At 64.5% G+C, this 26,165-nt stretch carries 22 protein-coding genes; 14 read left to right on the forward strand and 8 right to left on the reverse strand.

What is annotated here, in order from left to right:
• Positions 1 to 123 precede the first annotated feature (123 nt).
• The gene (gene dkgB / locus ACWKWX_RS21115) at positions 124 to 927 is read right to left on the reverse strand and encodes a 2,5-didehydrogluconate reductase DkgB (RefSeq protein ID WP_483828810.1); all 804 of its coding nucleotides are present in this window, start codon (positions 925 to 927) and stop codon (positions 124 to 126) included.
• Positions 928 to 1,224: 297 nt separating this feature from the next.
• Between dkgB and ACWKWX_RS21120 the strand changes: the two genes are divergently transcribed.
• The 3 genes from ACWKWX_RS21120 to ACWKWX_RS21130 all read left to right on the forward strand — a co-directional run bounded on the left by ACWKWX_RS21120 (position 1,225) and on the right by ACWKWX_RS21130 (position 5,015).
• Positions 1,225 to 2,709, forward strand: coding sequence for an NCS1 family nucleobase:cation symporter-1 (locus ACWKWX_RS21120; RefSeq protein ID WP_473002295.1), 1,485 nt, complete (start codon positions 1,225 to 1,227; stop codon positions 2,707 to 2,709).
• Positions 2,710 to 2,841: 132 nt separating this feature from the next.
• Positions 2,842 to 4,143: a cation:dicarboxylate symporter family transporter gene (locus tag ACWKWX_RS21125; RefSeq protein WP_416424444.1), complete on the forward strand. Its 1,302-nt coding sequence runs from the start codon at positions 2,842 to 2,844 to the stop codon at positions 4,141 to 4,143.
• Complete coding sequence (locus ACWKWX_RS21130) at positions 4,140 to 5,015, forward strand: NAD(P)-dependent oxidoreductase (protein ID WP_483828811.1); 876 nt, start codon at positions 4,140 to 4,142, stop codon at positions 5,013 to 5,015. The genes ACWKWX_RS21125 and ACWKWX_RS21130 overlap by 4 nt, the downstream gene beginning before the upstream one ends.
• 6 nt (positions 5,016 to 5,021) lie before the next feature.
• Here the strand turns inward: ACWKWX_RS21130 and ACWKWX_RS21135 are convergent, their stop codons facing one another.
• On the reverse strand, positions 5,022 to 6,881 hold the full coding sequence (locus tag ACWKWX_RS21135; protein WP_483828812.1) for an alkaline phosphatase family protein: 1,860 nt from the start codon (positions 6,879 to 6,881) through the stop codon (positions 5,022 to 5,024).
• Between the two features lie 278 nt (positions 6,882 to 7,159).
• On the opposite strand from ACWKWX_RS21135, the gene ACWKWX_RS21140 reads away from it, so the two are divergent.
• Positions 7,160 to 7,432 (forward strand): hypothetical protein, encoded by a 273-nt coding sequence (locus ACWKWX_RS21140; RefSeq protein ID WP_416424441.1) that lies wholly within the window; start codon positions 7,160 to 7,162, stop codon positions 7,430 to 7,432.
• Here the strand turns inward: ACWKWX_RS21140 and ACWKWX_RS21145 are convergent.
• Both ACWKWX_RS21145 and ddlA read right to left on the reverse strand, forming a co-directional pair.
• Positions 7,410 to 7,892 (reverse strand): REP-associated tyrosine transposase, encoded by a 483-nt coding sequence (locus tag ACWKWX_RS21145; protein WP_483828813.1) that lies wholly within the window; start codon positions 7,890 to 7,892, stop codon positions 7,410 to 7,412. The genes ACWKWX_RS21140 and ACWKWX_RS21145 overlap by 23 nt on opposite strands.
• A 605-nt stretch (positions 7,893 to 8,497) precedes the next feature.
• Positions 8,498 to 9,589, reverse strand: coding sequence for a D-alanine--D-alanine ligase (ddlA, locus tag ACWKWX_RS21150; RefSeq protein ID WP_483828814.1), 1,092 nt, complete (start codon positions 9,587 to 9,589; stop codon positions 8,498 to 8,500).
• A gap of 142 nt (positions 9,590 to 9,731) precedes the next feature.
• Between ddlA and hemB the strand changes: the two genes are divergently transcribed.
• Together hemB and ACWKWX_RS21160 are read left to right on the forward strand one after the other, a co-directional pair.
• Positions 9,732 to 10,703: a porphobilinogen synthase gene (hemB, locus tag ACWKWX_RS21155; protein WP_416424438.1), complete on the forward strand. Its 972-nt coding sequence runs from the start codon at positions 9,732 to 9,734 to the stop codon at positions 10,701 to 10,703.
• Positions 10,704 to 10,879: 176 nt separating this feature from the next.
• A complete protein-coding gene (locus ACWKWX_RS21160; RefSeq protein WP_416424437.1) occupies positions 10,880 to 11,791 on the forward strand; it encodes a LysR family transcriptional regulator in 912 nt (303 codons plus the stop codon).
• 3 nt (positions 11,792 to 11,794) lie between these two features.
• Here the strand turns inward: ACWKWX_RS21160 and ACWKWX_RS21165 are convergent, their stop codons facing one another.
• A complete protein-coding gene (locus ACWKWX_RS21165; protein WP_416424436.1) occupies positions 11,795 to 11,932 on the reverse strand; it encodes a hypothetical protein in 138 nt (45 codons plus the stop codon).
• Positions 11,933 to 12,300: 368 nt separating this feature from the next.
• On the opposite strand from ACWKWX_RS21165, the gene ACWKWX_RS21170 reads away from it, so the two are divergent.
• The gene (locus ACWKWX_RS21170; RefSeq protein ID WP_483828815.1) at positions 12,301 to 13,581 is read left to right on the forward strand and encodes a chloride channel protein; all 1,281 of its coding nucleotides are present in this window, start codon (positions 12,301 to 12,303) and stop codon (positions 13,579 to 13,581) included.
• On the opposite strand, the gene ACWKWX_RS21175 is transcribed toward ACWKWX_RS21170, so the two are convergent.
• The 3 genes from ACWKWX_RS21175 to ACWKWX_RS21185 form a co-directional block, all read right to left on the reverse strand.
• Complete coding sequence (locus ACWKWX_RS21175; protein WP_416424434.1) at positions 13,582 to 13,860, reverse strand: DUF2790 domain-containing protein; 279 nt, start codon at positions 13,858 to 13,860, stop codon at positions 13,582 to 13,584.
• A 104-nt stretch (positions 13,861 to 13,964) separates the two neighbouring features.
• Positions 13,965 to 14,273 (reverse strand): cupredoxin domain-containing protein, encoded by a 309-nt coding sequence (locus ACWKWX_RS21180; protein WP_483828816.1) that lies wholly within the window; start codon positions 14,271 to 14,273, stop codon positions 13,965 to 13,967.
• Positions 14,270 to 15,253 (reverse strand): metallophosphoesterase family protein, encoded by a 984-nt coding sequence (locus ACWKWX_RS21185; RefSeq protein ID WP_483828817.1) that lies wholly within the window; start codon positions 15,251 to 15,253, stop codon positions 14,270 to 14,272. The genes ACWKWX_RS21180 and ACWKWX_RS21185 overlap by 4 nt, the downstream gene beginning before the upstream one ends.
• Before the next feature lie 151 nt (positions 15,254 to 15,404).
• Between ACWKWX_RS21185 and ACWKWX_RS21190 the strand changes: the two genes are divergently transcribed.
• The 7 genes from ACWKWX_RS21190 (at position 15,405) to fdhE (ending at position 26,148) form a co-directional block, all read left to right on the forward strand.
• Entirely contained in the window at positions 15,405 to 15,896 is a 492-nt protein-coding gene (locus ACWKWX_RS21190; RefSeq protein ID WP_483828818.1) for a sigma-70 family RNA polymerase sigma factor, read from the forward strand.
• A complete protein-coding gene (locus ACWKWX_RS21195) occupies positions 15,893 to 16,618 on the forward strand; it encodes an anti-sigma factor family protein (protein WP_483828819.1) in 726 nt (241 codons plus the stop codon). Before ACWKWX_RS21190 ends, ACWKWX_RS21195 begins: the two co-directional genes overlap by 4 nt.
• Before the next feature lie 275 nt (positions 16,619 to 16,893).
• Positions 16,894 to 20,280, forward strand: coding sequence for a hypothetical protein (locus ACWKWX_RS21200; RefSeq protein ID WP_483828820.1), 3,387 nt, complete (start codon positions 16,894 to 16,896; stop codon positions 20,278 to 20,280).
• 293 nt (positions 20,281 to 20,573) lie between these two features.
• Entirely contained in the window at positions 20,574 to 23,639 is a 3,066-nt protein-coding gene (gene fdnG / locus ACWKWX_RS21205) for a formate dehydrogenase-N subunit alpha (RefSeq protein WP_483828821.1), read from the forward strand.
• Positions 23,640 to 24,575, forward strand: coding sequence for a formate dehydrogenase subunit beta (gene fdxH, locus ACWKWX_RS21210; protein ID WP_416424428.1), 936 nt, complete (start codon positions 23,640 to 23,642; stop codon positions 24,573 to 24,575).
• A complete protein-coding gene (locus ACWKWX_RS21215; RefSeq protein WP_483828822.1) occupies positions 24,572 to 25,225 on the forward strand; it encodes a formate dehydrogenase subunit gamma in 654 nt (217 codons plus the stop codon). The genes fdxH and ACWKWX_RS21215 overlap by 4 nt, the downstream gene beginning before the upstream one ends.
• Complete coding sequence (fdhE, locus tag ACWKWX_RS21220; protein WP_483828823.1) at positions 25,222 to 26,148, forward strand: formate dehydrogenase accessory protein FdhE; 927 nt, start codon at positions 25,222 to 25,224, stop codon at positions 26,146 to 26,148. The genes ACWKWX_RS21215 and fdhE overlap by 4 nt, the downstream gene beginning before the upstream one ends.
• Positions 26,149 to 26,165: the final 17 nt, after the last annotated feature.

Consider the following 26,165-nt stretch of genomic DNA (forward strand, 5'->3'; position numbering starts at 1 on the left):
TGGCCGCTGCTACCGGTGCGATGTGCGCAGGACTTCGCGTAGCAGCTGCCGCAGGCTGCGGCCTGCGGCGCTCCTGCGTGGCACCAGGACGCGGCCTGCGGCCGCTGCTACGGGGCAGCGGGGTCAATCCCAGTGGGGGGCGACGCTGGCGGGGCTGGTCAGGCGTTCGCCGCGGTCCAGGGCGGCGATCTCGGCCATGTCGGCGTCGCTCAGGCGCAGGTCAGCGGCGGCCAGGTTGCTGGCCAGGTTGTCGCGGCGGGTGGAGGAGGGGATCACCGCATAGCCCAGCTGCATGGCCCACGCCAGGGTGACCTGGGCGGTGGTGGCCTGGTGGCGTGCGGCGATGGCGGCGATTACCGGGTCATTGATGACCTTACCGTAGGCCAGGGTCATGTACGAGGTAACCTGGATGCCCTGGCTGCGGGCGAACTCGGCCACCTTGCGGTTCTGCAGGTAGGGGTGCAACTCGATCTGGTTGGTGGCGATCTCGCCGGCGCCGACCACGGCGATGGCTTGTTGCATCAGCTCGATGGTGAAGTTCGACACGCCGATCTGGCGGGTCAGGCCCAGCGCCTTGGCTTCGGCCAGGGCGGTCATGAACTCGCTCACGGCCACGGCGTTTTTCGGCGATGGCCAGTGGATCAGGGTCAGGTCGACATGGTCGGTGCGCAGATTGGCCAGGCTCTCGCGCAGGCTGGGAATCAGCTTGTCGGCGGCGAAATTGTCGACCCAGATCTTGGTGGTGATGAACAGTTCGTCGCGGGGCACCTGGCTGTCGGCGATGGCCTGGCCGATCTCGGCCTCGTTGCCGTAGATCTGCGCGGTGTCGACGGTGCGGTAGCCCAGTTCCAGCGCGGTGCGCACCACGTCGATGACAACCTGGTCCTTGAGGCGGAAGGTGCCGAGGCCGAAGGCGGGGATGCTCATGGGACGTTTCCTGTGACAGTGATAGAGGGTAGGCGCCCAGTATCGAATCCATCCCGGCAGGGAAACAGAGTGGCTGCGGCATTTGATATTTGCGTAGCGGTCACGAATACGTGCGCACGCCGGTGACGGCGCACCAATACGAGTCCTGACCGATCGGACAGCAACCGTGCCATGTCCAGCCTCTGAAAATAATGCCAGTGGCATCAGGAGCTTGCAGCGGGTGTGGGACAGGGTGCCTGTGCACGGCACGGTAATTGATAGCCCATGGCGTCACAACAACCCTTCAAGGACGCGGCCATGCACCCCACCCAATCCACCGTCACCGAGCGTGACGGCCTGTTTGAGCTGCACGCCGGCACCGATGTGCTGGACAGCCCCCGCTACAACGCCGATATCGCACCCACCAAGGTTCATGAGCGTACCTGGAACCAATGGCACATCACCGCGTTGTGGGTTGGCATGTCCATCTGCGTGCCGACCTATACCCTTGGCGGGGTCCTCACCGCCTATTTCGGCCTGACGGTAGGGGAGGCGCTGCTTGCCATACTGTTGGCCAACATCATTGTGCTGGTGCCCCTGACCCTCAATGCCTTCGCCGGCACTAAATATGGCATTCCCTTCCCGGTGTTGCTGCGCGCCTCGTTCGGGGTCATGGGTTCCAACGTGCCGTGCCTGATCCGCGCCCTAGTGGCCTGCGGCTGGTTCGGCATCCAGACGCTGTTCGGCGGCCTGGCCATTCACCTGTTCCTGGGCTCGGTGTTCGAAGGCTGGAAGGCCCTGGGCGGCACTGGCGAGGTGATCGGCTTCCTGCTGTTCTGGTGCCTCAACCTGTGGGTGGTCATCCGCGGCGCCGAGTCCATCAAGTGGTTGGAGACCCTGTCGGCGCCGCTATTGGTGTTGGTGGGCGTGGGCCTGCTGGTGTGGGCCTTGCCGAACATATCCCTCACCGAGCTATTGGCACAGCCGCCCAAGCGGCCGGAGGGCGCCAGCGTTGTCAGCTATTTCTGTGCCGGGCTCACCGCCATGGTCGGCTTCTGGGCAACGCTGTCACTGAATATTCCCGACTTCAGCCGCTACGCCAAGAGCCAGAAGGCGCAAGTTGTCGGCCAGATCCTCGGGTTACCGCTGACCATGTTCCTGTTCGCCTCCCTGGGCGTGGTCATGACCGCCGCCTCGGTGTCGCTGGTTGGCGAGATGGTGTCCGACCCGGTCACCCTGATTGGTCATATCAAGAGTCCCGCCTGGGTGGCGGTGGCCATGGCGCTGATCATCGTTGCCACGTTGTCTACCAACACGGCGGCCAACATCGTCTCGCCCACCAATGATTTCCAGAACCTGGCGCCCAAGCTAATCGGCCGTACCCGCGCGGTATTGCTGACCGGCGTGGTGGGGCTATTGCTGATGGGGCATGAGTTGCTGAAGAAACTTGGCTGGATTGTCTCGGACGTCAGCCTTGAGAAAGTGTTCTCGAACTGGCTGTTGGGCTATTCGAGCCTGCTGGGGCCGATTGCCGGGATCATGGTGGTGGACTATTTCCTGATCCGCAAACAGCAACTGGACCTGGCCGGGCTGTACAAGGATGGCGTATATCCGGCGTGGCATTGGCGCGGGTTCGTGGCGTTCGGGGTGCCTGCGGTGTTGACACTGCTGTCGCTGGGAAGCTCGGCGTTCAGCTGGTTTTATGACTATGGCTGGTTCACCGGTTCGGCGTTGGGTGGCGTGTTGTATTACGGCTTGTGCAAAATTCGTGAGCCGTCCGCCGTGGTAGTGGCGACCCCGTAAACTCCCGACAGAGGCGGCCAGGAGTCAAATGGCATAAACAAAACGCATGCCCCCCTCAAACGAACGCATTTCCCCAACAAAATCCATCCATGCAAACCTCGGGAGACATAAAAACAACAACGAGGTACACCCATGAAATGGCTTGGCAAGCTATATGTCCAGGTGCTCATTGCCATGGCCCTGGCCATCGCCCTGGGGCTGCTGGCACCTGACACCGCCGTGCAGATGAAGCCCCTGGGCACGGCGTTCATCGCCCTGTTGAAGATGCTGCTGGGGCCGATCATCTTCTTCACCGTGGTCCACGGCATCGCCCACATTGGCGACTTTCGCCGCCTGGGCCGTATTGGCATCAAGACCCTGGTGTATTTCGAAGTGGTCAGCACCCTGGCCATGCTCACCGGCTTCGTGGTGGTGTCGCTGGTGCGGCCCGGTGACGGCCTGCACCTGCACATGGCCGACACCCTGACCGGCGAGGCGGCCGGGCAGACCGCCGCCCTGGCGGCCGACAGTTTCAGCCTCAGCCACTTCATGCTGTCGATCATCCCGCGCACCCTGGGCGCGGCCTTCGTCGATGGCGAGATTCTGCCGGTGCTGTTCGTCTCGGTGCTGGTGGGCGTGGCCCTGGCCCAATGCGCCAAGCCCGACTGGGTGGGCCTGCGCCTGCTCAATGAAGGGCAGGTGGTGATCTTCAAGCTGCTGGGCTACATCATGCGCCTGTCGCCCTTGGGCGCGTTCGGCGCCATGGCGGCGGCCGTGGGCAGCTATGGGCATTCGACCCTGCTGTACCTGCTGCGCTACGTGCTGACCTACTACGCCAGCGTGCTGATATTCATCTTCCTGATTTTGGGCAGTGTCGCGGCACTGGCGGGGTTCTCGCTGCTGAAGATTCTGCGGGTGATCAAGGAAGAAGCGATCATCGCCATGGGCACCGCCTCCAGCGAAGCGGCGTTCCCGCGCTTGGTGGACAAGCTCAAGCAGGCCGGCTGCGACGAGGCAGTGGTGGGCTTCGTGCTGCCCGCCGGCTACAGCTTCAACATTGACGGCGCCTGCCTGTACATGGCTTGCGGCCTGGGCTTCCTGGCCCAGGCCACCGACACCTCGTTGTCCTGGGGCCAGCAGCTCAGCCTGCTGGCGGTGATGCTGCTGACCTCCAAGGGCGGCGCCGGCTCGGCGGGCGGCGCGGTGATCAAGCTGGCCGCCACCCTGCAGACCGTGCGCGTGCTGCCCATGGGCGCCGTGGGCTTGCTGTTCGGCATCGACCGGGTGCTGGCCATCGCCACCTCCACCACCAACGTCATCGGCAACAGCGTGGCGGTGTTCGTGATCTGCCGCTGGGAAAAACTCTTCGACCGCCAGCGCTTCGACGCCTACCTCGCTGCCCCTGAACGCGCCGCCACGGCGCCCGTTGCCACTTTGCCAGAGAGCTCAAAATGACAGACCACAGCCTTCGCATTGCCCTGATCGGTTTCGGTGAAGCCGGCGGTATTCTTGGCCACGACCTGGCGGCCCAGGGCCTGGCCGTTCGCGCCTGTGACCGCCTGGGCGAGGCCCTGCGCGCCAAGGCCACGGCCAGTGGCGTGGCCCTGTGTAATACGGCCGCCGAGGCCATTGCCGGTGCCGACCTGATCATCAGCGCCGTCACCGCCGGCTCCGCCCTGGGCGTGGCCGAGCAGGTGGCCACGCTGATCGCGCCGGGGCAGGTGTTCATGGACATCAACTCGGTGGCGCCCAACACCAAGCGCAGCGCCTGCGCGGCCATCACGGCTGCCGGCGGCAGCTACATTGACGCCGCCGTGATGGCGCCGGTGCCACCGCAACGGCTGCAGACGCCGATCCTGCTCGGCGGCGAGCGCGCCGAGGAAGTGGCCGGCTGGTTGGCGCCGTTGGATTTCAATGTGCGCGTGGTCGCCGAAGACGTCGGCGTGGCCTCCGCCATCAAGATGTGCCGCAGCGTGATGATCAAGGGCCTGGAGGCGCTGACCACCGAGTGCCTGTCCACCGCCCGCCAATATGGCGCCGAGGACGCGGTGCTGGCGTCGCTGCACAAGAGCTTTCCCAGCATGGGCTGGGACGCCGAGTTGCCGCACTACCTGATCAGCCGCGTGGCCGAGCATGGCCGCCGGCGTGCCGAGGAAATGGAAGAGGTGGCCAAGACTGCGGCCGATGTCGGCGTGGCGCCGAACATGAGCTTGGCCATTGTCGCTACCCAGCGTGGGTTGGTGGAGCGCATGGCGGAGCGGGGCATGACCTATACCGATACGGTGCCGTTTGATTGGACGCGCTTGGTGGATGCGCTGCTCGACTGACGCAGCTCACTGCTTGGGCAGGAACGGCGCCAAGGCCGGGTGCAGGCGCCGGGCATCCCCCAGGGTGCGCAACTGGGCCTTGGCCGCCTGCCAGTCCTGGGGCCGTGGCGCACGGCCGCTGGCCTCGATGTTGGCCATCATCAGCACCGCGCGTTGTTGATCGTGCAGCGGCGTGGCGTCGGGCATCGGCTGTGCTGCCAGGCCGGCCACGGCCGCTTGCAACTGAGCGATTTCTGCCTTCAGCGAGGGCCAGGGCCTGGGCTGGGTGAGCGGCAACACCGGCGCCAGGGTCGGCGCCGCGGCAATGCGCGGGCTGGGCAGCTGTTGTTTGAACGCGGTTTGCAGGCCCAGCCAGTCGCGCACCGTGGCCAGCACCGAGGTGTGGTCGAACGGCACTCCCGTGGCACTGCGGAACACGGCGCCCTGGGGCGTGTAGGAAGACATCACAATGGCTGGCACGCGCACGCCGAAGCGGTCGAAGGCGAACGGCTGGCCATCGGTTGGCGCCGTGGCATAGGGCAGCGGCGGCTGCGCACCGCAAGGTGGTTGCACGTGGTCGAACGTCCCGCCATGTTCGTCGAACAGCAGCACGAACAAGGTGCGATCCACCTTGGGGCTGCTGGCGATCATCTCGTAGACCTGGGCCAGCAGCAGTTCGGCCGGGCGCACGTCATAGGGCGGGTGGTAGCTGCGGTCATGCCCCAGGTTTTCCGAGAGGCCGAAGCTGGGTTCCAGGAAGGTCAGCGGCGGCAACGTGCCTTGGCTCACGGCGTGCTGGAACTCGTCCAGCTTGCCGAAGTTGTGCGTGTTGTCGAAGTAGTTCTCGGCGAACAACGTCTTGACCAGGGAGGGCAGGGTGCCGGCGTTATAGACCTTCCAGTCGATATTCTGGCTGCCCAGCACGTCGAACACCGTGGTCAGCTTCCACGGCCAATGGTCATTGTTGACCTGGCCGAACGACGAGCCGGTCAGCAGGAAACTGCGGTTGGGCCAGGTCTGGCTGGGCACCGAGGCGTGCCAGGCGTCACTGACCGCGAACGCCCTGGCCAGCTTCGACAGCACCGGCAACTGCGCAGGGCTATAGCTCTGCATGATCTGGCCGGTATCGGTGGGTGTGCTGGGCAGGCTGGCGTAATCCTTGAGGAACCCGCCCATGTTGTTCGCGACCTGGGCGCTGACGTGGTCGAACTCCTCGCCCGGGTCGGGCGTGGGCACCGTCCAGCCGCTGGCACCGCAGCACGCCGCCAGCGGCTTGCCGCCGTTGACACCCGGCGCGGTATTGCTGGCGGGGCTGTAGGCCAGCCCGCGGAAATCGGCGTTGGCCGCCGGTGGAATGTTAAGCGCAGGCGGGTGTGTGGGGCTGTAGAGGTAGCCCAGCACGTTATCGAACGAGCGGTTTTCCATCATCATCACGATCACGTGGTCGATTTGCGCCAGCGCCCGCTGGCCGATGGAGAATTGCACGTTGTCGTAGCCCAGGCCCTGGCCCTGGTAGGTGCCGGTGATGCTGTAGTGGCGGTTGTCCTGGCCTGGGAAGTCGAGGCTGACATTGGCGTCGCCGGACCATGGGGTGCTGTTCCCGCCAGCGCCGATGCGGATCAGGATCGTGCTGCCGGCAAAGGTGCCGGTCAATTGCGCCTGCAGTTGCACCGCTACGTTGCCCAGGGTCAGGGTGCTGGTGAAGAGCCAGGTGTGGCCGTCGGTGATCCCTTCGTCGCGGTTCATCCACCACACCGGCTGGTGCAGCAGGGGCGGCAGCTGGGTGTTGTTCACGCCCCAGTCGGCAGCGCTGAGCGCGGGGCTGACGGTGGTGGTCGTGGCCAGCGCCGAATCGAGGTTGTTGATCAGGTAGACTTGGGTCGTCATGACGGCTGCTCCGGGTGGAACAACCAGCATAGATCACGGGGGTTCAGGCTTGGTTGTACGATGACTGACCGTCTGTCGTGCACTGGCAGGCAGATGTGGAATTAACCAAATAGTACATGTAAAATCGCCAGCATTCGGCCAACAGAGCCGCAGGAGCACGCCTCCTTACTTCTTATAAAAAAGCCCGTCCATGCGACGGGCTTTTTCGTTTCCGCTTTTTGATTCACAGCCGCGCACGGACTGCGCACCCCTGTACCTTTTAGAGAGACTGAAAACCCATGCTGCGCCTGGTCCTGCTTTTCCTGTTGCAAACGTTCCGCCGCCTGTTCAGCGGCACCTCCGTCAGCCCGCGCGCCGAACTGCAGGGCGCCCACGAAGAACACGACGAAGGCCGCTGGACCGCCACCTCCATCGCCATTATCTGCGCCCTGGTGCTGTACATCATCGGCGGCCTGGGGCTGTACGGCAAAACTCACATCTGGGACACCCTGACCCCTGCGCAGAAAGACTTTATTGTGCAGTCGATGATTACTGACCAGCAGGTGCTTTAAGCGCGCCTCCGGTGCGCCAGCACGCGTCCCAGAACGGGTAGTCGGCAGGGCACGCCACGATCCCTGCGCGAATCGGATTGGCGACCACATAACGGGCCATGCGCATGAGATCCTCTTCCTGGCGCAGGGCATGGTCGTGATAGCCCCGTTGCCAGACCGGGCCCGAGGTGCCGCCAGCCCGATTGATACCAAGCGTTGATCGAGACTTAAGGCGCCCCATCAGCCCAGCCAGGGTGCCTTGGCGCAGCTCTGCCAGCCAATGTAGGTGATTAGGCATCAGTACCCAGCAGAGGGTGCGTACGGCTTGTTCCCGCTCGGCTGTTTTGATTGCATCGATCACCGGGCGTGCAAGGTGCGGGTGCGTGAAAAGCGTCTTGCGATCGAGAGTGACCGTGGTCAACAGGTAAACGCGATTCAATTCCGAGAAGCGACCGTTCCGCAGGTTGGGTGATTTGTGCATGAGGGAGTGCCTCCTTGGCAAAACCCAAACCTAGTGCATGCGGGCGCGTCGCGGGGCGTTGAATAGCTTCCGATTATTGCCGGCTCGGCGATTCGCGGTGGCTGCCCCCTACGCCGGTTGGCGACGACGCTGATTGCATGACCGATTGATTCGCGGTGCGTGCATCGCGACCAAGGTCGGCTCCTACCTCGGTTTGCGTAGGAGCCGGCCTTGGCCGCGATGGCCACGACGCTGATTGCATGGCAGGTTCATTTGCGGTGTGTGCATCGCGACCAAGGTCGGCTCCTACCCCGGTTTGCGTAGGAGCCGGCCTTGGCCGCGATGGCAGCGACGCCGGTCGCATGGCAGGTTCATTTGCGGTGGCTGTATCGCGACCAAGGTCGGCTCCTACCACGGTTGGCGTAGGAGCCGGCCTTGGCCGCGATGGCCGCGACGCCGGTCGCATGGCAGGTTCATTCGCGGTGGCTGTATCGCGACCAAGGTCGGCTCCTACCTCGGTTTGCGTAGGAGCCGGCCTTGGCCGCGATGGCCGCGACGCCGGTCGCATGGCAGGTTCATTCGCGGTGTATGCATCGCGACCAAGGCGGATGGCCGCCCCGTGGCTCCTACCGGCTCGACTTCAACCCACTGCGCTGCCCATGCCGCTCCAACGCCAATTCAATCAACCGGCTCACCAGCTCGGTATACGTCATACCCGCCGCCAGCCACAGCTGCGGGTACATGCTGATGCGGGTGAAGCCGGGCAGGGTGTTGAGCTCGTTGATGATCACCTCGCCGCTGTCGGTCAGGAACACGTCCACCCGCGCCAGGCCGCTGCAGCCCAGCACCTGAAACGCTTCCACGGCCAGCGCGCGAATGCGCTCGCTGGCCGCTGCGGGGATGTCCGCCGGCACCAGCACTTGTGCTGCGTCGCCGTCGATGTATTTGCTGTCGTAGGAATAGAAGCCGCCCTTGACCACGATCTCGCCGCAGCCGCTGGCCAGCGGCTCGTCGTTGCCCAGCACGGCGCATTCGATTTCGCGGCCCTTGACCGCGGCTTCCACCAGCACTTTCTCATCGAAGGCCAGGGCCAGTTCCACGGCCTGCCAGTAGCCGGCCTCGTCCTCGACCTTGCTCACGCCCACCGACGAGCCCAGGTTTGCCGGCTTGACGAACAGCGGCAGGCCCAGCTCGGCCTGCACCTGGGCAAAGTCGCGGCGGCGGGCGGTGGCGCGGTTGAGGCTGATGAAGGGGGTAATGGCCAGGCCCGCGTCGCGCAGCAGGCGCTTGCTGACGTCCTTGTCCATGCACACCGCCGAGCCCAGCACGTCCGAGCCCACGAAGGGCAGGTCGGCCATGCGCAGCAGGCCCTGCAGGCAGCCATCCTCGCCCTGGGTGCCGTGCACCACCGGGAAGATCACGTCGATGTGCGCCAAGGCCGAGGCACCGGTTTCCACCAGCTGGTGCTGGGCCTTGCCGGGCACCAGGGCCAGCTCGCGGTTGGAGCGGTTGAGGGCGATCAGCGCCGGGTCTTCCTGGTTCAGCAGGTAGTTGGAGGCATCGTTGAGGTGCCACTGGCCGTCCTTGTCGATGCCGATCAGCACTGGCTCGAAGCGCTCGCGGTCCAGCGCCTCGACGATGTTGCGCGCCGACTGCAGCGACACTTCATGTTCGGCCGAACGGCCCCCGAAAATTACCCCTACGCGCAGCTTGGCCATGATGGTTCCCTTGATGAATGCGAGGCCGTGGCAGGCACTGTTACAATAACTGCAAGAATGCATTGTCAAAGCCGATTTGTCCTCAACGCCGGACAGGCATAATCTGACGCACTGAATTGTCATCTTCAACACAGGATTTCCGATGTCCCAGTTCCCTATCGCTCGTCCACGGCGCCTGCGGCGTTCCGAGAACCTCCGTTCGCTGTTCCAGGAAACCGAGTTCAGCCTGGACGACCTGGTGCTGCCGATTTTCGTCGAGGAAGAGATCGATGACTTCGTGCCCATCACCAGCATGCCGGGCGTGATGCGTATTCCCGAATCGAAGCTGGCCGGCGAGATCGAGCGCTACGCCCGCGCCGGCATCAAGTCGGTGATGACCTTCGGCGTGTCGCACAAGCTGGATGCCGACGGCAGCGACACCTGGCAGGAAAACGGCCTGGTGTCGCGCATGGCGCGCATCTGCAAGGACGCCGTGCCGGAAATGATCGTGATGGCCGACACCTGCTTCTGCGAGTACACCTCCCACGGCCACTGCGGCGTGCTGTGCGACCACGGCGTGGACAACGACGCCACCTTGCGCAACCTGGGCAAGCAGGCCGTGGCCGCTGCCCGCGCCGGTGCCGACTTCATCTCGCCGTCGGCGGCCATGGACGGGCAAGTGCAGGCCATCCGCAGCGCCCTGGACGAGGCTGGCTTCATCGACACCTCGATCATGGCCTATTCCACCAAGTTCGCCTCGGCCCTGTATGGCCCGTTCCGCGAAGCCGGCGGCTCGGCGCTCAAGGGTGACCGCAAGGCCTACCAGATGAACCCGATGAACCGCCGCGAAGCCGTGCGCGAGTCGCTGATGGACGAGCAGGAAGGCGCTGACGCCATCATGGTCAAGCCGGCCGGTGCGTATCTGGACATCATCCGCGACATCCGCGAAGCCTCGCGGCTGCCGCTTACCGCCTACCAGGTGAGTGGCGAATACGCGATGATCAAGTTCGGTGCCCAGGCCGGTGCCATCGACGAAGCCCGCGTGGTGCGTGAAAGCCTGGGCGCCATCAAGCGCGCCGGTGCCGACCTGATCTTCACCTACTTCGCCATGGACATCGCCCGCGACGGCATCTGATCCGTTGAGGTCCCTGTGGGAGCTGGCTTGCCAGCGAGCTTTTCAGCCCTTGAAAGCTCGCTGGCAAGCCAGCTCCCACGCTTTTGCGTTCCGGGCGAATAGCCTTTTCATCCTGCGGAATAATCATTCCGCATCTGTGTGTGACAATTGCAGCTTCACCATCCAAGAGGCATTCGATGGACACTCTGCAAAACATGCGCACCTTCGTCTGCGTCGCCGAGGCTGGCAGTTTCAGCCATGCCGCCAAACAACTGAACGTGGCCGTGGCCACCGTCTCGCGCAGCGTCGCCGCGCTGGAGACGCACCTGCGCGCCCGGCTGCTGAACCGGAGCACCCGCCACGTCGCCCTCACCGAAGTGGGCCAGCGCTACCTGGCCCGCTGCGAACAGATCATCGCCCACGTCGACGAAGCCGAAGTCGAAGCCGGTGACACCCAGCTGCGCCCCAGCGGCCGCCTGCGGGTGCATTCGATGATGGGCGTGGGCCGCCACTACGTGGTGCCGGCCATTGCCGACTACCGCCAGCAATACCCCGACGTCAGCTTCGAGCTGACCATGGCCAACCGCATGCCGGACCTGATCGAGGAGGGCATCGACGTCGCCATCGTGCTGGCCCCGCAACTGCCCGACTCGGGCTACGTCAGCCAGCGCATCGGCCAGTCCTACAGCGTGCTGTGCGCCTCACCCGACTACATCGCCCGCCATGGCGCGCCGGCCACGCCCCAGGCGTTGCAGCGCCACGAGTGCCTGCGGCTGGTGAACCCCAGCAGTGCCAGCAACCAGTGGGAGTTTCATGGGGACGAGGACGTGCAGCGCATCACCCTGGGGCCGTCGGCGTTCCAGGTGAACATGGGCGATGCCATGATCGAGGCGATCGAATCAGGGATGGGGATAGGCTCGCTGCCGGTGTTCTCGGCCCAGAAGGGCATCGACAATGGCAGCCTGGTGCGGGTGTTGCCGCAGTATCGGTTGCAGTGCCTGAACGTCTATGCGGTGTACACCAACCGGCGCTACCTGGATGCCAAGATCAAAGTGCTGATCAGCCATCTGCGGGCGGTATTGCCGGGTGGGCAGGCGTCGTTGCAGTAGGCGTCAGTCTTGCGCGCGGGTGTGCTGCGAAGCCACCAGCGCCCGGCGACGGGCCTGACCACGGCGGTACTCGCGGCGATGATCGACGGCAATGCCGCACGAAATCAACAGCAGCAGTGCGTAGGCGACGAGACGAAGCATGGGCGTTCCTTACAGGTTCTTTCAATCCGGCGCTACTCTACCAACGGCTAGGGTGCGACGCTAGGTCGCAGGTCGTAAGTCTGTTTTCCAAATCAGGTAACAATCGCCCCTATCAGGCCCTCCACTGTCGCGTAGCCGCTGCCGCCAGGCTGCGCTGGCCCTGCACCTCGCTATAAATTTCCAGTGCACACAAGGGCCAGCGCAGCCTGCGGCAGCGGCTACGCGACGGTACTGCAGCGACAAAACAGCGTAAAACGGCGTGTAACGGACAACCCATACCGCCCAGCTCCCAATAACCGCCCCAGCCATAGGCGCCCACCCCCGCGCCCGCTACCATCAACGCCATCCCTACACGGCTGGAGCCCTGCATGTCGTTGCCTGAAACACCCCTGGCCACCCGTTCCCCGGTGCGTGCCACCGCCGCGCTGGTTTTCGTGGTACTGCTCACCGGCATTGGCGCCGGCCTGGGCGGCATGCTGCTGGCGTTGCTGCTGCACGGCATCCAGCACCTGGCCTACGGCTACAGCCAGGACCACCTGGTGGGCCATGAAAGCTTCCTGTTCGGCGTAACCGCCGCCGCGCCCGAGCGCCGCGTGGCTGCCCTGGCGCTGTGCGGCCTGGTCGCGGGGCTGGGCTGGTACCTGCTGTACCGCTTTGGCAAACCGCTGGTCAGCATCAAGCAAGCGGTCAGCAACGCCGAGGCGCGCATGCCCGGCAAGGCCACCTTGGTGCATGTGTTGCTGCAGATCATCACTGTAGCCCTGGGTTCGCCGCTCGGCCGCGAAGTGGCGCCGCGCGAACTGGGCTCGCTGATCGCCGACCGCCTTTCGCGCTGGAGCGGCCTGGACAGCGACACCCGCCGGCTGATGATCGCCTGCGGCGCCGGCGCTGGCCTGGCGGCGGTGTACAACGTGCCCTTGGGCGGGGCGGTGTTCGTGCTGGAAGTGTTGTTGGCAAAGTTCGCCTGGCGCGAAGCCATCATCGCCCTGGCCACCTCGGCCATCGGCGCATCAGTGGCCTGGCTGGGCTTGGGTGCGGAGGCGCAGTACACGGTGCCGGCGTTTGTCGTCAGCCCTGGCTTGATCACCTGGGCGCTGCTGTGCGGGCCGTTGTTCGGACTGGCGGCCTACGGTTTCACGCGCTTGACCGGCGCGGCCCGCGGGCGCGCCGCGCGGGGCTGGCAATTGCCGCTGCTGTCGCTGATTAACTTCACCCTGATTGGCTGCCTGGCCATCTACCTGCCGCAGGTGCTGGGCAACGGCAAGGGCCCGGCGCAGCTGGGCTTCGATGATCAATTGACCATTGGGTTGGCGGCGATATTGCTGCTGGCCAAGCTGGTGGTCACCAGCAGCAGCTTGCGTGCCGGTGCCGAAGGCGGGCTGCTGACCCCGGCGCTGGCCTGCGGTGCCTTGCTGGCAGTGATACTGGGCGGCGGCTGGAACCTGCTGTGGCCCGGCGTGCCGCTGGGTGCGTTCGCCATTGTCGGTGCGGCGGCGTTTCTATCGTCATCCATGAGCATGCCGCTCACGGCCATTGTGCTGGTGGTGGAATTCACCCGTATCGAGCACGACTTCCTGGTGCCGATCATCCTGGCGGTGGTGGGCTCGGTGTGCGTCAGCCGCTTGTGTGCACGGCTGGCGGCGCGCTGATCAGCCCTTGTCGCAGCTGTCGCCCAGGCGGGTGTAATTCAGCTCGTGCTGCACGCCCTTGCTGTCGATGTAAGTCATGTGGCCCTGCACCGGGCCACACTGGTTGCCGGGCGCGGTGTTCATGCGCACCACCTTGGCAATGTCCAGGTCCTGGGAGTAGTCATAGCCAGCGCTGGCCTGGGTTTGCACGGCGGCCTGCACCGGCGCCGCTTCAGCGGCGTGGGTGAAGGAGCTGAACGCGGCCAGTACGGACAGCGCGAGTGCGATCAGGTATTTCATATCAAGGCCCTCCATTCGGGTATGGCGCTATTCTACGAAGGCGCCATGCCGGGGTTGAAATGGAGGGTGTTGATAGCGGGCATCAGTGAAAGTGATGTCGACGCCTACGTACTGGGCACCACATGAATCGTGCCCACCATCTGCGGGTGCACCGTGCAGAAATACTGGAACGTACCCGCCGTGGTAAAGGTCCAGGAAAAGGTGTCATCGGTATCCAGCGCCCCCGACCTGAACAGATGCCCACTCTCTGCCACCGTATGCGGGATGGGGTCGTGGTTGACCCAGGTCACCGTGGTGCCGGTGGGTATCTGCAGCGGCTGCGGGTCGAACATGAAGCCCTTGATGTCGATGCGCACCTCGGCGGCCTGGGCGCTGCCGGCCAGCAGCAGCGCCATCAGCAGCCAGGTCTTCATGACGTCACCAGGGTGGCGTCGAGCAACGCCAGCGGGTGGTCGCCCTGGGTGGCGCGCACCTCGGTCAGGCCCAGGTAGTTGCGCAACTGGTCGGCGGCCACGGTCATGGGCCCGGGGTTGGGCGCCGCGCCCGGCGCCGGTTGCGGGTAGGCGGTGCCGCGCGCGGTGTGGAAGGTGATGTTGCCTTCCACCTTCTGGATCACCTGGTGGATGTGGCCGTTGAGCACGGTCACCGAACCGTAGTCGCGCAGCAGGGCGATGGCCTGGGCGCCGTCCTCGGTGCCCCAGCCCCAGGGCTGGTAGATGGTCCACAGCGGGATGTGCGTGTACACCACCACCGGCGTGCTCTTGCTCACGGCGCGCAGGTCGTCGGCCAGCCAGGCCAGCTGGTCGCTGCCCAGGGTGGCCTCGTGGCCGGCCTGGAAGTTGAACACGTTCACCAGCGCGATGAAGTGCACGCCGTGGTCGTCGAAGCTGTACCAGCCGTTGCCCTGGGTGCCTTTGCCGTAGCGCTGCAGGTACAACTTGCCGCCGCCTTCGTCCAGGGTGTCATGCTCGCCGGGCACGTAGTGCACCGTGGCGGGCAGGGCCTTGAAAGCCTGGTCGGCCAGATCGAACTCGTCCGGCCGCGACAGGTGGGTAATGTCGCCGGTGTGCAGAATCAACGCCGGGCGCACGGGCAGGGCGATGACCTTGTCGATGGCTATTTGCAGGGTTTTCAGCGGCTCGGGATTGGCCTCCTTGTTGAAGCCGATGTGCGAGTCGCTCAGTTGCACGAACTGAAAACCCGTGGCCAGCGCCGCCGGGTCGCTGGGCTGGCCGCTGCTGTCGAGGGCAAAGGCACGGGGGATGCCGCCGCTCAGTGCCCACACCACGCCGGCGCCGGCCCAGGCCGAGCATTTGAGCAACTCGCGGCGCGAGGGGGCGTAGGCGGCTAAGCTGTCGGTGCGGGGGGGGCGGGTAGGGTGTCGGGTGGTCATGGCAAGGCTCCGTCGCAGGCTGCAGCCGGGGTGGCTGACAGTCATCTAAACGGGGCAGGGGTGGGCTTTATTCCGCACATTTTTTTTATTTTTGCGGGAATAAAACCGTGCCCTTGGCGGTTACTTCACACAGGTCAGGTCAAAAGCCGCCATGAAGCGCTTCGAAGCCTTGTTCGCCCCGCACCTGCCAGCGGCCTACAACCTCGCGCGCTGGCTGACCGCCAGCGACGCAGCCGCCCACGACGTGGTGCAGGAAAGCGCCTACCGCGCCTTCAAGTACCTGGACAGCTTCGACGGCGTAAACCCGCGCGCCTGGTTCCTGAGCATCGTGCGCAACGAGAGCATGAGCTGGCTGCGCCTGGCCGCGCACACACCGTGGGTGGCCATGGACGACGACATCAGTGACGACGTGGCGCTGAACCCCGAGGGCATGGCCATGCAGGCCGAACACGCCCATTTGCTGCAACAAGCCCTGCAGGCGCTGGCGCCTGGGTACCGGGAGGTCATCGTGTTGAAAGACCTGGAAGGCCTGCCGTACAAGGACATCGCCCAGGTGACGGGCGTGCCCATCGGCACCGTGATGTCGCGGCTGGCCCGCGCGCGGGCAGCGTTGCGCGTGCACTTGCAGGGGCTGCAGCCATGATCGACCACAGGGCGTGCCAGGGGTTATTGAATGCCTACGTGGACGACGAACTGGCGCCGTTGGAGCGCGACAGCGTGCGGGCGCACTTGGCGCAATGCCCTGACTGCGCGCGGCAAATGGCCGAACTGACACGCTGGGTGGCCAGCGTGCAAACCACCGCGCCACGCTTTGCCGTGCCGGGGGACCTGAAAGTGTTGCTGCGCGACATGGACGCGCCAGTTGCCGCCAAACCCTGGCGGCAGTGGTTCGCGCCGCTGGCCTCGGCGGCCATGCTGGCCCTGGCACTGGTGCTGTACATCCACACGCCCAGCACCGCGCCCGACCTTGTCGACGAAGCCGTCTCCAGCCACGTGCGGTCGCTGATGGGCCAGCACCTCAACGACGTGGTGTCCTCCGACCGCCACACCGTCAAGCCCTGGTTCACCGGCAAGCTGGACTTCGCGCCGCCGGTGACGGACTTCGCCGGGCAAGGCTTCCCGCTGCTGGGCGGCCGGCTGGACTACCTGCAGCACCAGACGGCGGCCGCGCTCACCTATGGTCACGGGCAGCACACCATCAACCTGTTCGTGATGCCCAGCGCGCAGCCCGACAACGCGCGCCAGGCCCTGAGCAGCCGTGGCTTCAACCTGGTGACCTGGCGGCAAAACCACATGCAATTCATCGCCGTCTCCGACGTTGAACCCGCCGAACTGCAGCACCTGGCGCAACTGCTCTCCCCGTAGCAGCTGCCGCAGGCGGCGTCCGGGCCCACCGCGTTTCAACTGATATACCGCTGACGCCGCCTTCGGCAGCTGCTACGGGGCGCCGTGTTGGCGCGTATGGGCATGACCCCAGGCCGCGTCATCGGCACCGCGCAACGTGAGGGTGGCAACCACGAAGCCCTTCGGCGCAAGCCTTCCAACCGCACCTGTCAGTTCTGACAGGTGCGGTTCCAATAACCCCGGTGCTACGTTCCGCTGATCCGCCGACACCCCGCCGGCCCCCAGAGGAACCCGCCATGACTTCATTCATCCAGCTGCTGCGGCAGATGCGCGCCAAGCTCGCCAGTCATCCCCCCCACACTGGCCAGCCAACCCTGATCGCCCCACGCCTGCCCAGCCGCCCCGATGGGCTGAACTACCAGGACATGTTCGACCCCCTGCATTATCTTACCTTCCACATCCCCGTTTACGTGGGGGCGGCAATCGGCGATGGCATTGTTCTGTACTGGGACAACATCGAGATCGGCAGCGCCGTCTTCAACATCGACCACCAGGTCCTGGGCGTGGTGACCATCCAGGTTTTCCCCCTGAACATTCCCCTGGGCCAAGGCCGGCAAAGCTGGCTGGACACCGTGCAGACCTACCCGGTGCACTACCACGTGGAGCGCTCCAGCAGTAACCAGACCTTTTCTTTCGACGCCACTGTGCTGGTCAAGACCACCATCCCGGGCGGCGTGGACCCCGAACCCGCAACCCCTTACACCAATGAAAACCTGGCGCTGCCCCTGGGTATTCCCGCGTCCATTGACATCACGTCCCCGCCACAGCCGCTGGTGGTCACTATTCCCATGTGGCAGAACGCCCATGAGGGTGATGTGGCGACCCTGCACTGGAACGGCCATCGCATCGCGCATGCGCCATTGACGGCCGCCGAGGCCAGTGGCGCCTCCATCACCATCACCGTGCCTTGGTCCGTGATCGTGCAGGACCTGGGCGATAACCTTATCGTGCGCTACGACGTGCGTGACGTGGTCAACAACTGGTCGCTGTTCAGCCGCGACACCCGAGTCAATGTGGAGGACGGTTCGCTCCTGCTGTTTGCGCCGGAAATCGATGACGCAGTGGGTGGCGTCCTGGACCTGGACGTCTTGGCCGGCAAGCACCCGAAAGTGTACATTCCGGCTAACCGCGGCGTGATTGCCCTCGGCACGGAGGTGACGATTATCTGGACTGGCACAACGGCCCAGGGCAGCAGCCGCCCGCACACGCAGACCCATGTGGTAAGCGGCAACGAGGACAGTCGTGGGTTTGAAGTGGTGGTCCCCAACAGCGAGGCTGCGCCGTTGTCAGGCGGGCATGTGCGGGTGGTGTACGAGGCGCTGGTCAACGGCCAGCAGCGCCGCTCCCGCACCGCGGAGGCGAGCGTGGTTGGCAACCCGCTGGACCTGGCGCTGCCCGAGGTGGAGCATGTCACCGGCACCACCCTGCAGCTGGCGACGGTAGGCAGCGGCCCGGTGGGGATAACCGTGCGCGCATACAGCGCAATGGAGATTGGCGATACCCTCTATGTCTACTGGCGTGGTACCACCAGCAGGGGTTCCAACGTGGATCACAGCGTCCAGGTCAATATCGACAACACCCACGTGGGGCTGCCGGTGGTCGTCGCCGTGCCTAACGAGTATGCCGTGGTGCTGGCCGGCAGCAGCGACCTGCGGGTGTCGTACCGCGTAGTGACCAAGGAGCAGGTGCAGCACGACTCGCCGGTGCTCACCTTGAACGTCTCGATAGTGGGCGGCACGTTGCCGGCGCCCTGGTTCAAGGATTTCCCCAACGCCGTCATCGACCCCGGCCTGGTGGTTGGCTCCACCCACATCATGGTGGGCAACTACCCTGGCAAGCGTATCGACGACGACATCTGCGTGTCCGTGGTCGGCGACCAAAAATGGGTAACCCTTTGTTACCCAGTGCACGACGGCAACCTCAACGACGACATTGCCTTCACCCTTGCAAAGGACCCGTACATCGACGCCAACACACGCCTTGAGGTGAGCTACCAGGTAACGCATGCCGATGGCAGCCGGGGCGGCTCCGAGACGCTTGCGGCCCGCATCGAGGCAGGCAGCACGCTGCCTTGGCCGGCGCCCAAGGTCAAGGATGCGACGGGCAATGAGGTCACTACGCTGAACCCGATCAAGCCGGGTACGAGCAATGAGGAAAACACCGCCACGCTGACGGTGACCGATGCGCGCCTCAAGGTGGGCAATGTGCTGGCCGGCTTGTGGACGGTGGCCGGCGCCCAGGCCTCGTATGTGCCATGGGTGACGGTGAGCATCGATGGGCAGGTGCAGGCGCCGGTGCCGCGCGAGTTTGTTGCGGCGGCGTTGGGCAAGCAGGTGGTGGTGGAGTATGTGGTGTTTGGTGATAGCGGCGGGGAAGCGATTGGTATTTCCGTGCCCATGACGTTGACGGTATTGGCGATTGCGCAGGGTGCATTGCCGCAGCCCGATATCACGGAAGCGGGGGGGACGAATATATTGAATGTGTCGCGGCTGACGGGAGATGCCACTGCAACAGTGGCGGCCTGGCTGTTTATTGAGAGGGTGCAGCGGTATTGGCTGGAGGCGCAGGGGACGTTGGCTAACGGGAGCAGCGATATTATTCAATTGGCAAGTGATCTGCCCGTCGCCAGTTTGAGCGGGGTGGCAAGGCCCATTGCCCTTGCTCGGTTGCAGGCACTCAAGCACGCTAGCACCTTGAAGTTGGTGATGAAGGTCGCCTTCACGGGAAATAGCAGTAACGTGGTCACTTTTCCAATACGGGATTTCACGGTGCAGGTATTACCTGACCTTGTTTCGACGATACCTTATGTGTTGGAGGCTGATCCGATTTCAGCGACGCCGACCTCGGCTACCCTAAACCTGATGAAACCTTTGCAGAGTGCGGCGCTGATCATCCCGCATTATGGGGGGATGGGGGATGGTGATGAGGTGACTGTTCATTGGGAGGGGGCTGTTGGAGGCGGAAGTTTTGTTGAAGGTAGAACAGTTATTGAGGCGGTCGATATGCTGTTCGTCGTGCCGCGGGGCATTATTTATGCAAATGCAAATAGTGAGGTTTCAATTTATTACGTAGCGCGAAGAGCGTCCGGGCAATTCGTCAGGTCCGACATATACAAGTTGTCTGTTTTTAACCCGATTATCAATGGGGCATGCGATTGGTATGATTCGGCCAGAACCGCTAGCTTTGATTGTGCTTTACCGGTGCAGAGCGTTGTGGTGCCAGCTTCATTAGCTATCGGTGCACGAATTGCTATGACTAATACCGTTCCGGCTAATCATCGTTTGGTCATTGTAAACGATCCTAACACCAACGGTGTGCTTGAGAATAAGATAGGTAGTCAGCCACCTAACTTATTAGAAACAGTAATCGCTGCTACGCCTATTCCTGGCGTTGGGGTCGCATTTTATCAAACAGGTCATCGAGCTTCTTGGTCGTTAAATACTGAGTCGGGAACTGGGGGCAATGACGGCCAAACTGGCGCTCTGGAATTCGTAAAAACAGGAGTGATTACCCCTGGCACCATTTTGCCTGGTGCTGTTGTGAGTTGGTATTGGGGGGGGAATCGATTGCACTATATGGACTGGACGTTGCTAAATTCGCTCACAGTGCAAGTGGCCGACTAGTCTGCAGTAATGAAGCGCATATAACGCCAAAGGGTGAATAAGCAGTTCTTCCCTTGTTTTACAGCATCATCCAAAGCGCAGTGGCGGCGGGTGTGGAGCGAGCGGAAGGCCGCTCCACAAGCAACGGCCGCAAGTGCGAGTACGGGCGACGCGTATGTTCAGGAAACGGGCGGTGTAGCCGGACGCCGCCTTGCGGCAGCTGCTACGGGATTGGGGGATGACCGGCGGCAACGACGCCCGCCATTATCAGGTCTATCGTTAATCCTGACACCCCCAAAACCAGGAGTTGCACGATGGACCTCAACCGTCGTCAGTTCTTCAAGGTCGCCGGCATTGGCCTGGCCGGCGCCAGCATCGGCGCGCTGGGCATGGCGCCGGCGCCGGCGTTTGCCGAGCAGGTTCGGCATTTCAAACTGGCCCACACCAAAGAGACCCGCAACACCTGCCCGTACTGCTCGGTGGGCTGCGGGCTGATCATGTACAGCCAGGGCGACGCGGCGAAGAACGTTGCGCAGAACATCATTCACATCGAAGGCGACGCCGACCACCCGGTGAACCGTGGCACGCTGTGCCCCAAGGGCGCCGGCCTGCTGGACTTCATTCATAGCCCCGACCGCCTGCAATACCCGCAGGTGCGCAAGCCGGGCAGCAATGAATGGACGCGGGTGAGCTGGGACGAGGCGCTGGACCGCGTGGCGGCGCTGATGAAGGCCGACCGCGACGCCAACTTCGTCGAGAGGAACGACAAGGGCCAGACGGTGAACCGCTGGGTCACCACCGGTTTCCTCGCCGCCTCGGCGGCCTCCAATGAAGCAGGCTACCTGACGCACAAGGTGGTGCGCAGCCTGGGCATGCTGGGGTTTGATAACCAGGCGCGTGTCTGACACGGCCCGACGGTGGCAAGTCTTGCCCCGACGTACGGCCGCGGTGCCATGACCAACACATGGACCGACATAGGCAACGCCAACCTGATTCTGGTGATGGGCGGCAACGCGGCCGAGGCGCACCCGTGCGGCTTCAAATGGGTGACCGAAGCCAAGGCGCACAACCAGGCGCGGTTGATCGTGGTGGACCCACGCTTTACCCGCACCGCCTCGGTGGCCGACTACTACGCGCCGATTCGCACCGGCAGTGATATCGCCTTCATGGGCGGGCTGATCAATTTCCTGCTCACCGAGGACAAGATCCAGCACGAATACGTGCGCAATTACACCGACGTGTCGTTTATCGTCAAGGCCGGCTTCGGCTTCGAGGACGGGCTGTTCACCGGCTACGACGCGGCCAAGCGCACCTACACCGACAAGTCCACCTGGGGCTACGAACTGGGTGACGACGGCTTCGCCAAGGTCGACCCGACGCTGCAGGACCCGCGCTGCGTGTACCAGCTGATGAAGCAGCATTACAGCCGCTACACCCTGGAACTGGCCAGCCAGACCTGCGGCATGCCCATGGACGCCATGCGCAAGGTCTGGGACGAGATCGCCACCTGCGCGGTGCCCGGCAAGACCATGACCATCCTCTACGCCCTGGGCTGGACCCAGCACTCCATCGGCTCCCAGATCATCCGCAGCGCGGCCATGGTGCAACTGCTGCTGGGCAACGTCGGCATGCCCGGTGGCGGCGTCAACGCCTTGCGCGGGCACTCCAATATCCAGGGGCTGACCGACCTGGGGCTGCTGTCCAACTCGCTGCCGGGCTACCTCACCCTGGGGCTGGACGCCGAGCAGGACTACGACGCTTTCATCACCAAGCGCACCCAGAAGCCGCTGCGGCCGGGGCAGTTGTCCTACTGGCAGAACTACAGCAAGTTCCACGTCAGCCTGATGAAGTCGTGGTACGGCGCCAACGCCACGGCCGACAACCACTGGGGCTACGACTGGCTGCCGAAGCTGGACATCCCCAACTACGACATCCTGAAAATGTTCGACCTGATGGGCCAGGGCAAGGTCAACGGCTACATCTGCCAGGGCTTCAACCCCATTGCCGCGTTGCCCGACAAGAACCGGGTGATGAAGGCCCTGGCCAAGCTGAAGTGGCTGGTGGTGATGGACCCACTGGCCACCGAGACCTCGCAGTTCTGGGAGAAGGTGGGGCCGTTCAACGATGTCGACACCGGCGCCATCCAGACCGAGGTCATCCGCCTGCCCACCACCTGTTTTGCCGAGGAAGACGGCTCGCTGGTCAACAGCAGCCGCTGGCTGCAATGGCACTGGAAGGGCGCCGACGGGCCGGGCGAGGTACGCACCGACGTGTCGATCATGAGCGCGCTGTACATGCGTTTGAAGGCGATGTACCAGGCCAAGGGCGGCGCGTATGCCGAGCCGCTGCTGAAGCTGTCGTGGCCGTACAAGATCCCCGACGAGCCGTCGCCCGAAGAGCTTGCCAAGGAACTCAATGGCGCGGCGGTGGTGGACTTCACCGACGCCACCGGCGCGGCCGTGAAGGGCGGCAGCCAGCTGGCCGGTTTCGCCCAGCTCAAGGACGACGGCAGCACCGCCTCGGGCTGCTGGATTTTCTGCGGCAGCTGGACCGAGCAGGGCAACCAGATGGCCCGGCGCGACAACAGCGACCCCTACGGCATGAAGCAACACCTGGGCTGGGCGTGGGCGTGGCCGATGAACCGGCGCATCCTTTACAACCGCGCCTCGGCCGACCCTGCGGGCAAGCCCTGGGATGAGAAAAAACGCTTGATCTGGTGGAACGGCAAGAGCTGGGGCGGCACCGACGTGCCCGACTACAAGGCCGACGTGCCGCCGGAGGCGGGCATGAACCCGTTCATCATGAACCCCGAGGGCGTGGCGCGTTTCTTCGCCGTGGACAAGATGAACGAGGGGCCATTCCCCGAGCATTATGAGCCGTTCGAGACGCCCATCGGCATCAACCCGCTGCACCCGGGCAACAAACAGGTGGTCAGCAACCCGGCGGCGCGCATCTTCGACTCGGTGTGGGACTCGCTGGGCCAGGCCAAGGACTTCCCGTACGCGGCCACCAGCTACCGGCTCACCGAGCACTTCCACTTCTGGAGCAAGCACTGCCGCCTCAACGCCATTGCCCAGCCCGAGCAGTTCGTGGAAATCGGCGAGGTGCTGGCGGGCGAGAAGGGCATTGCGGCCGGTGACCGTGTGCGCGTGAGTTGCAAACGCGGCTTCATCGAGGCGGTGGCGGTGGTGACCAAGCGCATCCGGCCGCTGCAGGTGAACGGCCAGGTGGTGCACCACATCGGCATCCCGCTGCACTGGGGCTTCACCGGGGTGACGCGCCACGGCTTCCTCACCAACACCCTGGTGCCGTTCCTGGGCGATGGCAATTCCCAGACCCCGGAATCCAAGTCGTTCCTGGTCAACGTGGAGAAAATCTAGATGGCCATTCAAGACATTCTCGCGCAGTCGGCCACCACCACGCCGCCTTCGTCGGTGCGCCAGCTGGAGGAGGTGGCCAAGCTCATCGACACCACCAAGTGCATCGGCTGCAAGGCCTGCCAGGTGGCGTGCTCGGAGTGGAACGAGCTGCGCGACGAGGTGGGGCACAACCACGGCACCTACGACAACCCCATGGACCTCACGGCTGAAAGCTGGACGGTGATGCGCTTCACCGAACACGAAAACACCGCCAGCGGCAACCTCGAGTGGCTGATCCGCAAGGACGGCTGCATGCACTGCGCCGACCCTGGCTGCCTGAAGGCCTGCCCCAGCCCGGGGGCCATCATCAAGCATGCCAACGGCATCGTCGATTTCAACCAGGACCACTGCATCGGCTGCGGCTATTGCATCACCGGTTGCCCGTTCAACATCCCGCGCATCTCGCAGAAGGACCACAAGGCCTACAAGTGCACGCTGTGTTCGGACCGGGTGGCGGTGGGCCTTGAGCCGGCCTGCGTGAAAACCTGCCCCACGGGCGCCATCGTCTTCGGCACCAAGGCCGACATGAAGGAGCATGCCGCCGAGCGTATCGTCGACCTGAAAAGCCGCGGGTTTGACCAGGCCGGCCTGTATGACCCGGACGGCGTCGGCGGCACCCACGTGATGTACGTGCTGCACCATGCCGACCAGCCCGCGCTGTACGCCGGCCTGCCCAACCAGCCCACCATCAGCCCGCTGGTGGGGCTGTGGAAGGGCGTGACCAAGCCCCTGGCGCTGCTGGCCATGGGCGCGGCGGTGCTGGCCGGGTTCTTCCACTACGTGCGCGTGGGCCCGCAACTCACCGAAGAGGATGAAGAACCGCATGCCGACCCAGCCGTGCACCAGGTCGACCCGGCGGTGCACACCTACGACCCCCGCGGGGAGGACCGGCCATGATGCCCAAGCAGATCCTGCGCTACACCGCCAACCAGCGCACCAACCACTGGCTGGTGGCGATCCTGTTCTTCATGGCCGGGCTGTCGGGCCTGGCGCTGTTCCACCCGGCGCTGTTCTGGCTCAGCAACCTGTTCGGCGGCGGGCCGTGGACGCGCATCCTGCACCCGTTCATGGGCGTGGCCATGTTCGTGCTGTTCATGGGCCTGGTGATTCGCTTCTGGCGCGCCAACTTTTTCATCCACAACGACAAGCTGTGGCTCAAGCGCATCGACCGGGTGATGCTCAACGAAGAGGAGGGCGTGCCGCCCATCGGCAAGTACAACCCGGGGCAAAAGCTGCTGTTCTGGACCTTGCTGGCCTGCATGCTGGTGCTACTGTTGAGTGGCGTGGTGATCTGGCGGGTGTATTTCAGCCAGTGGTTCGGCATCACCACCATTCGCCTGGCGGTACTGGCCCATGCCGCAGCCGCCTTCGTGCTGGTGACCAGCATCATTGTGCACATCTACGCCGGTATCTGGATCAAGGGTTCGGTGGACGCCATGCTGCATGGCTGGGTCAGCCGGGCGTGGGCGCGCAAGCACCACGCGTTGTGGTACCGCGAGGTGACCGGCGACAAGGTCGCCGATCATCCCCCCAGGAGCAAACCTTGAGCAGGATTCTCGAACCGCAACAAATCGCAGCGTCCAGCAGCTCGCCGCCGTTGTTCAGCCTGCCGCCGGCGGGGCTGTTCAGCCACCGCGCCGCGCGCTTGCACAGCCTGGCGGCCGGGCACGCGCTGGGCGAGTACCTGAACCTGGCGGGCGACCTGTGCCAGGTGCAGCAGAGCCTGCTCGACCACCCACCGGCAGCGCCGACGCCTGCGCCCGAGCGCCTGCAGATGTGCCACCAGCACGGCCTGCCGCCGCTGGTGTTCGACAGCCTGGTGCGCGAAGGGGCCTGGCAGCCGTGGCTGGACGCCTTGCTGCTGCGCTATTCGCCGCCGGCGCAACCGGCGGTGCAGCAGGCGTTGCTGCAATTGGAAGGGGCCAGCACTGACCAGCGCAAGGTCTGGGCCCTGGGCCTGCTGAGCGGGCAATACAGCGCGGTGCCTGCTGCCGTGGCGCCGTTCCTGGGCGCGGCCCTGCAGGCTGCGTGGACCCACTGGCTGCTGGACATGCCGGGCATGGCGCTCACGCCCGGCCCGCACCTGAACCAGTGCCCGGCCTGCGGCTCGCCGGCCATGGCCGGGGTCATCCGCCACCGCGGCGCGTACAACGGCTTGCGCTACCTGGTGTGCTCGCTGTGCGCCTGCGAATGGCACGCGGTGCGGGTCAAGTGCATCTACTGCGAGAAAAGCCAGGGCCTGCAATACACCAGCCTTGCCACCGACCGCCACGCCCCGGGCACGGCGCCGCTGCGCGCCGAAACCTGCCCCCATTGCGGCAGCTACCTCAAGCTGCTGTACCTGGAGCACGACGCCGACGCCGAAGCGTTGTCGGCGGACCTTGCCAGCCTGCCGCTGGACCTGCGCCTGGACGAAGAAGGCTACCAGCGCCAGGCGCCGAACCTGCTGCTGTCCCCCGGCGGGCCCTGACGCGGCCTGCGGCCGCT

It is taken from the genome of Pseudomonas imperatae (assembly GCF_057128625.1).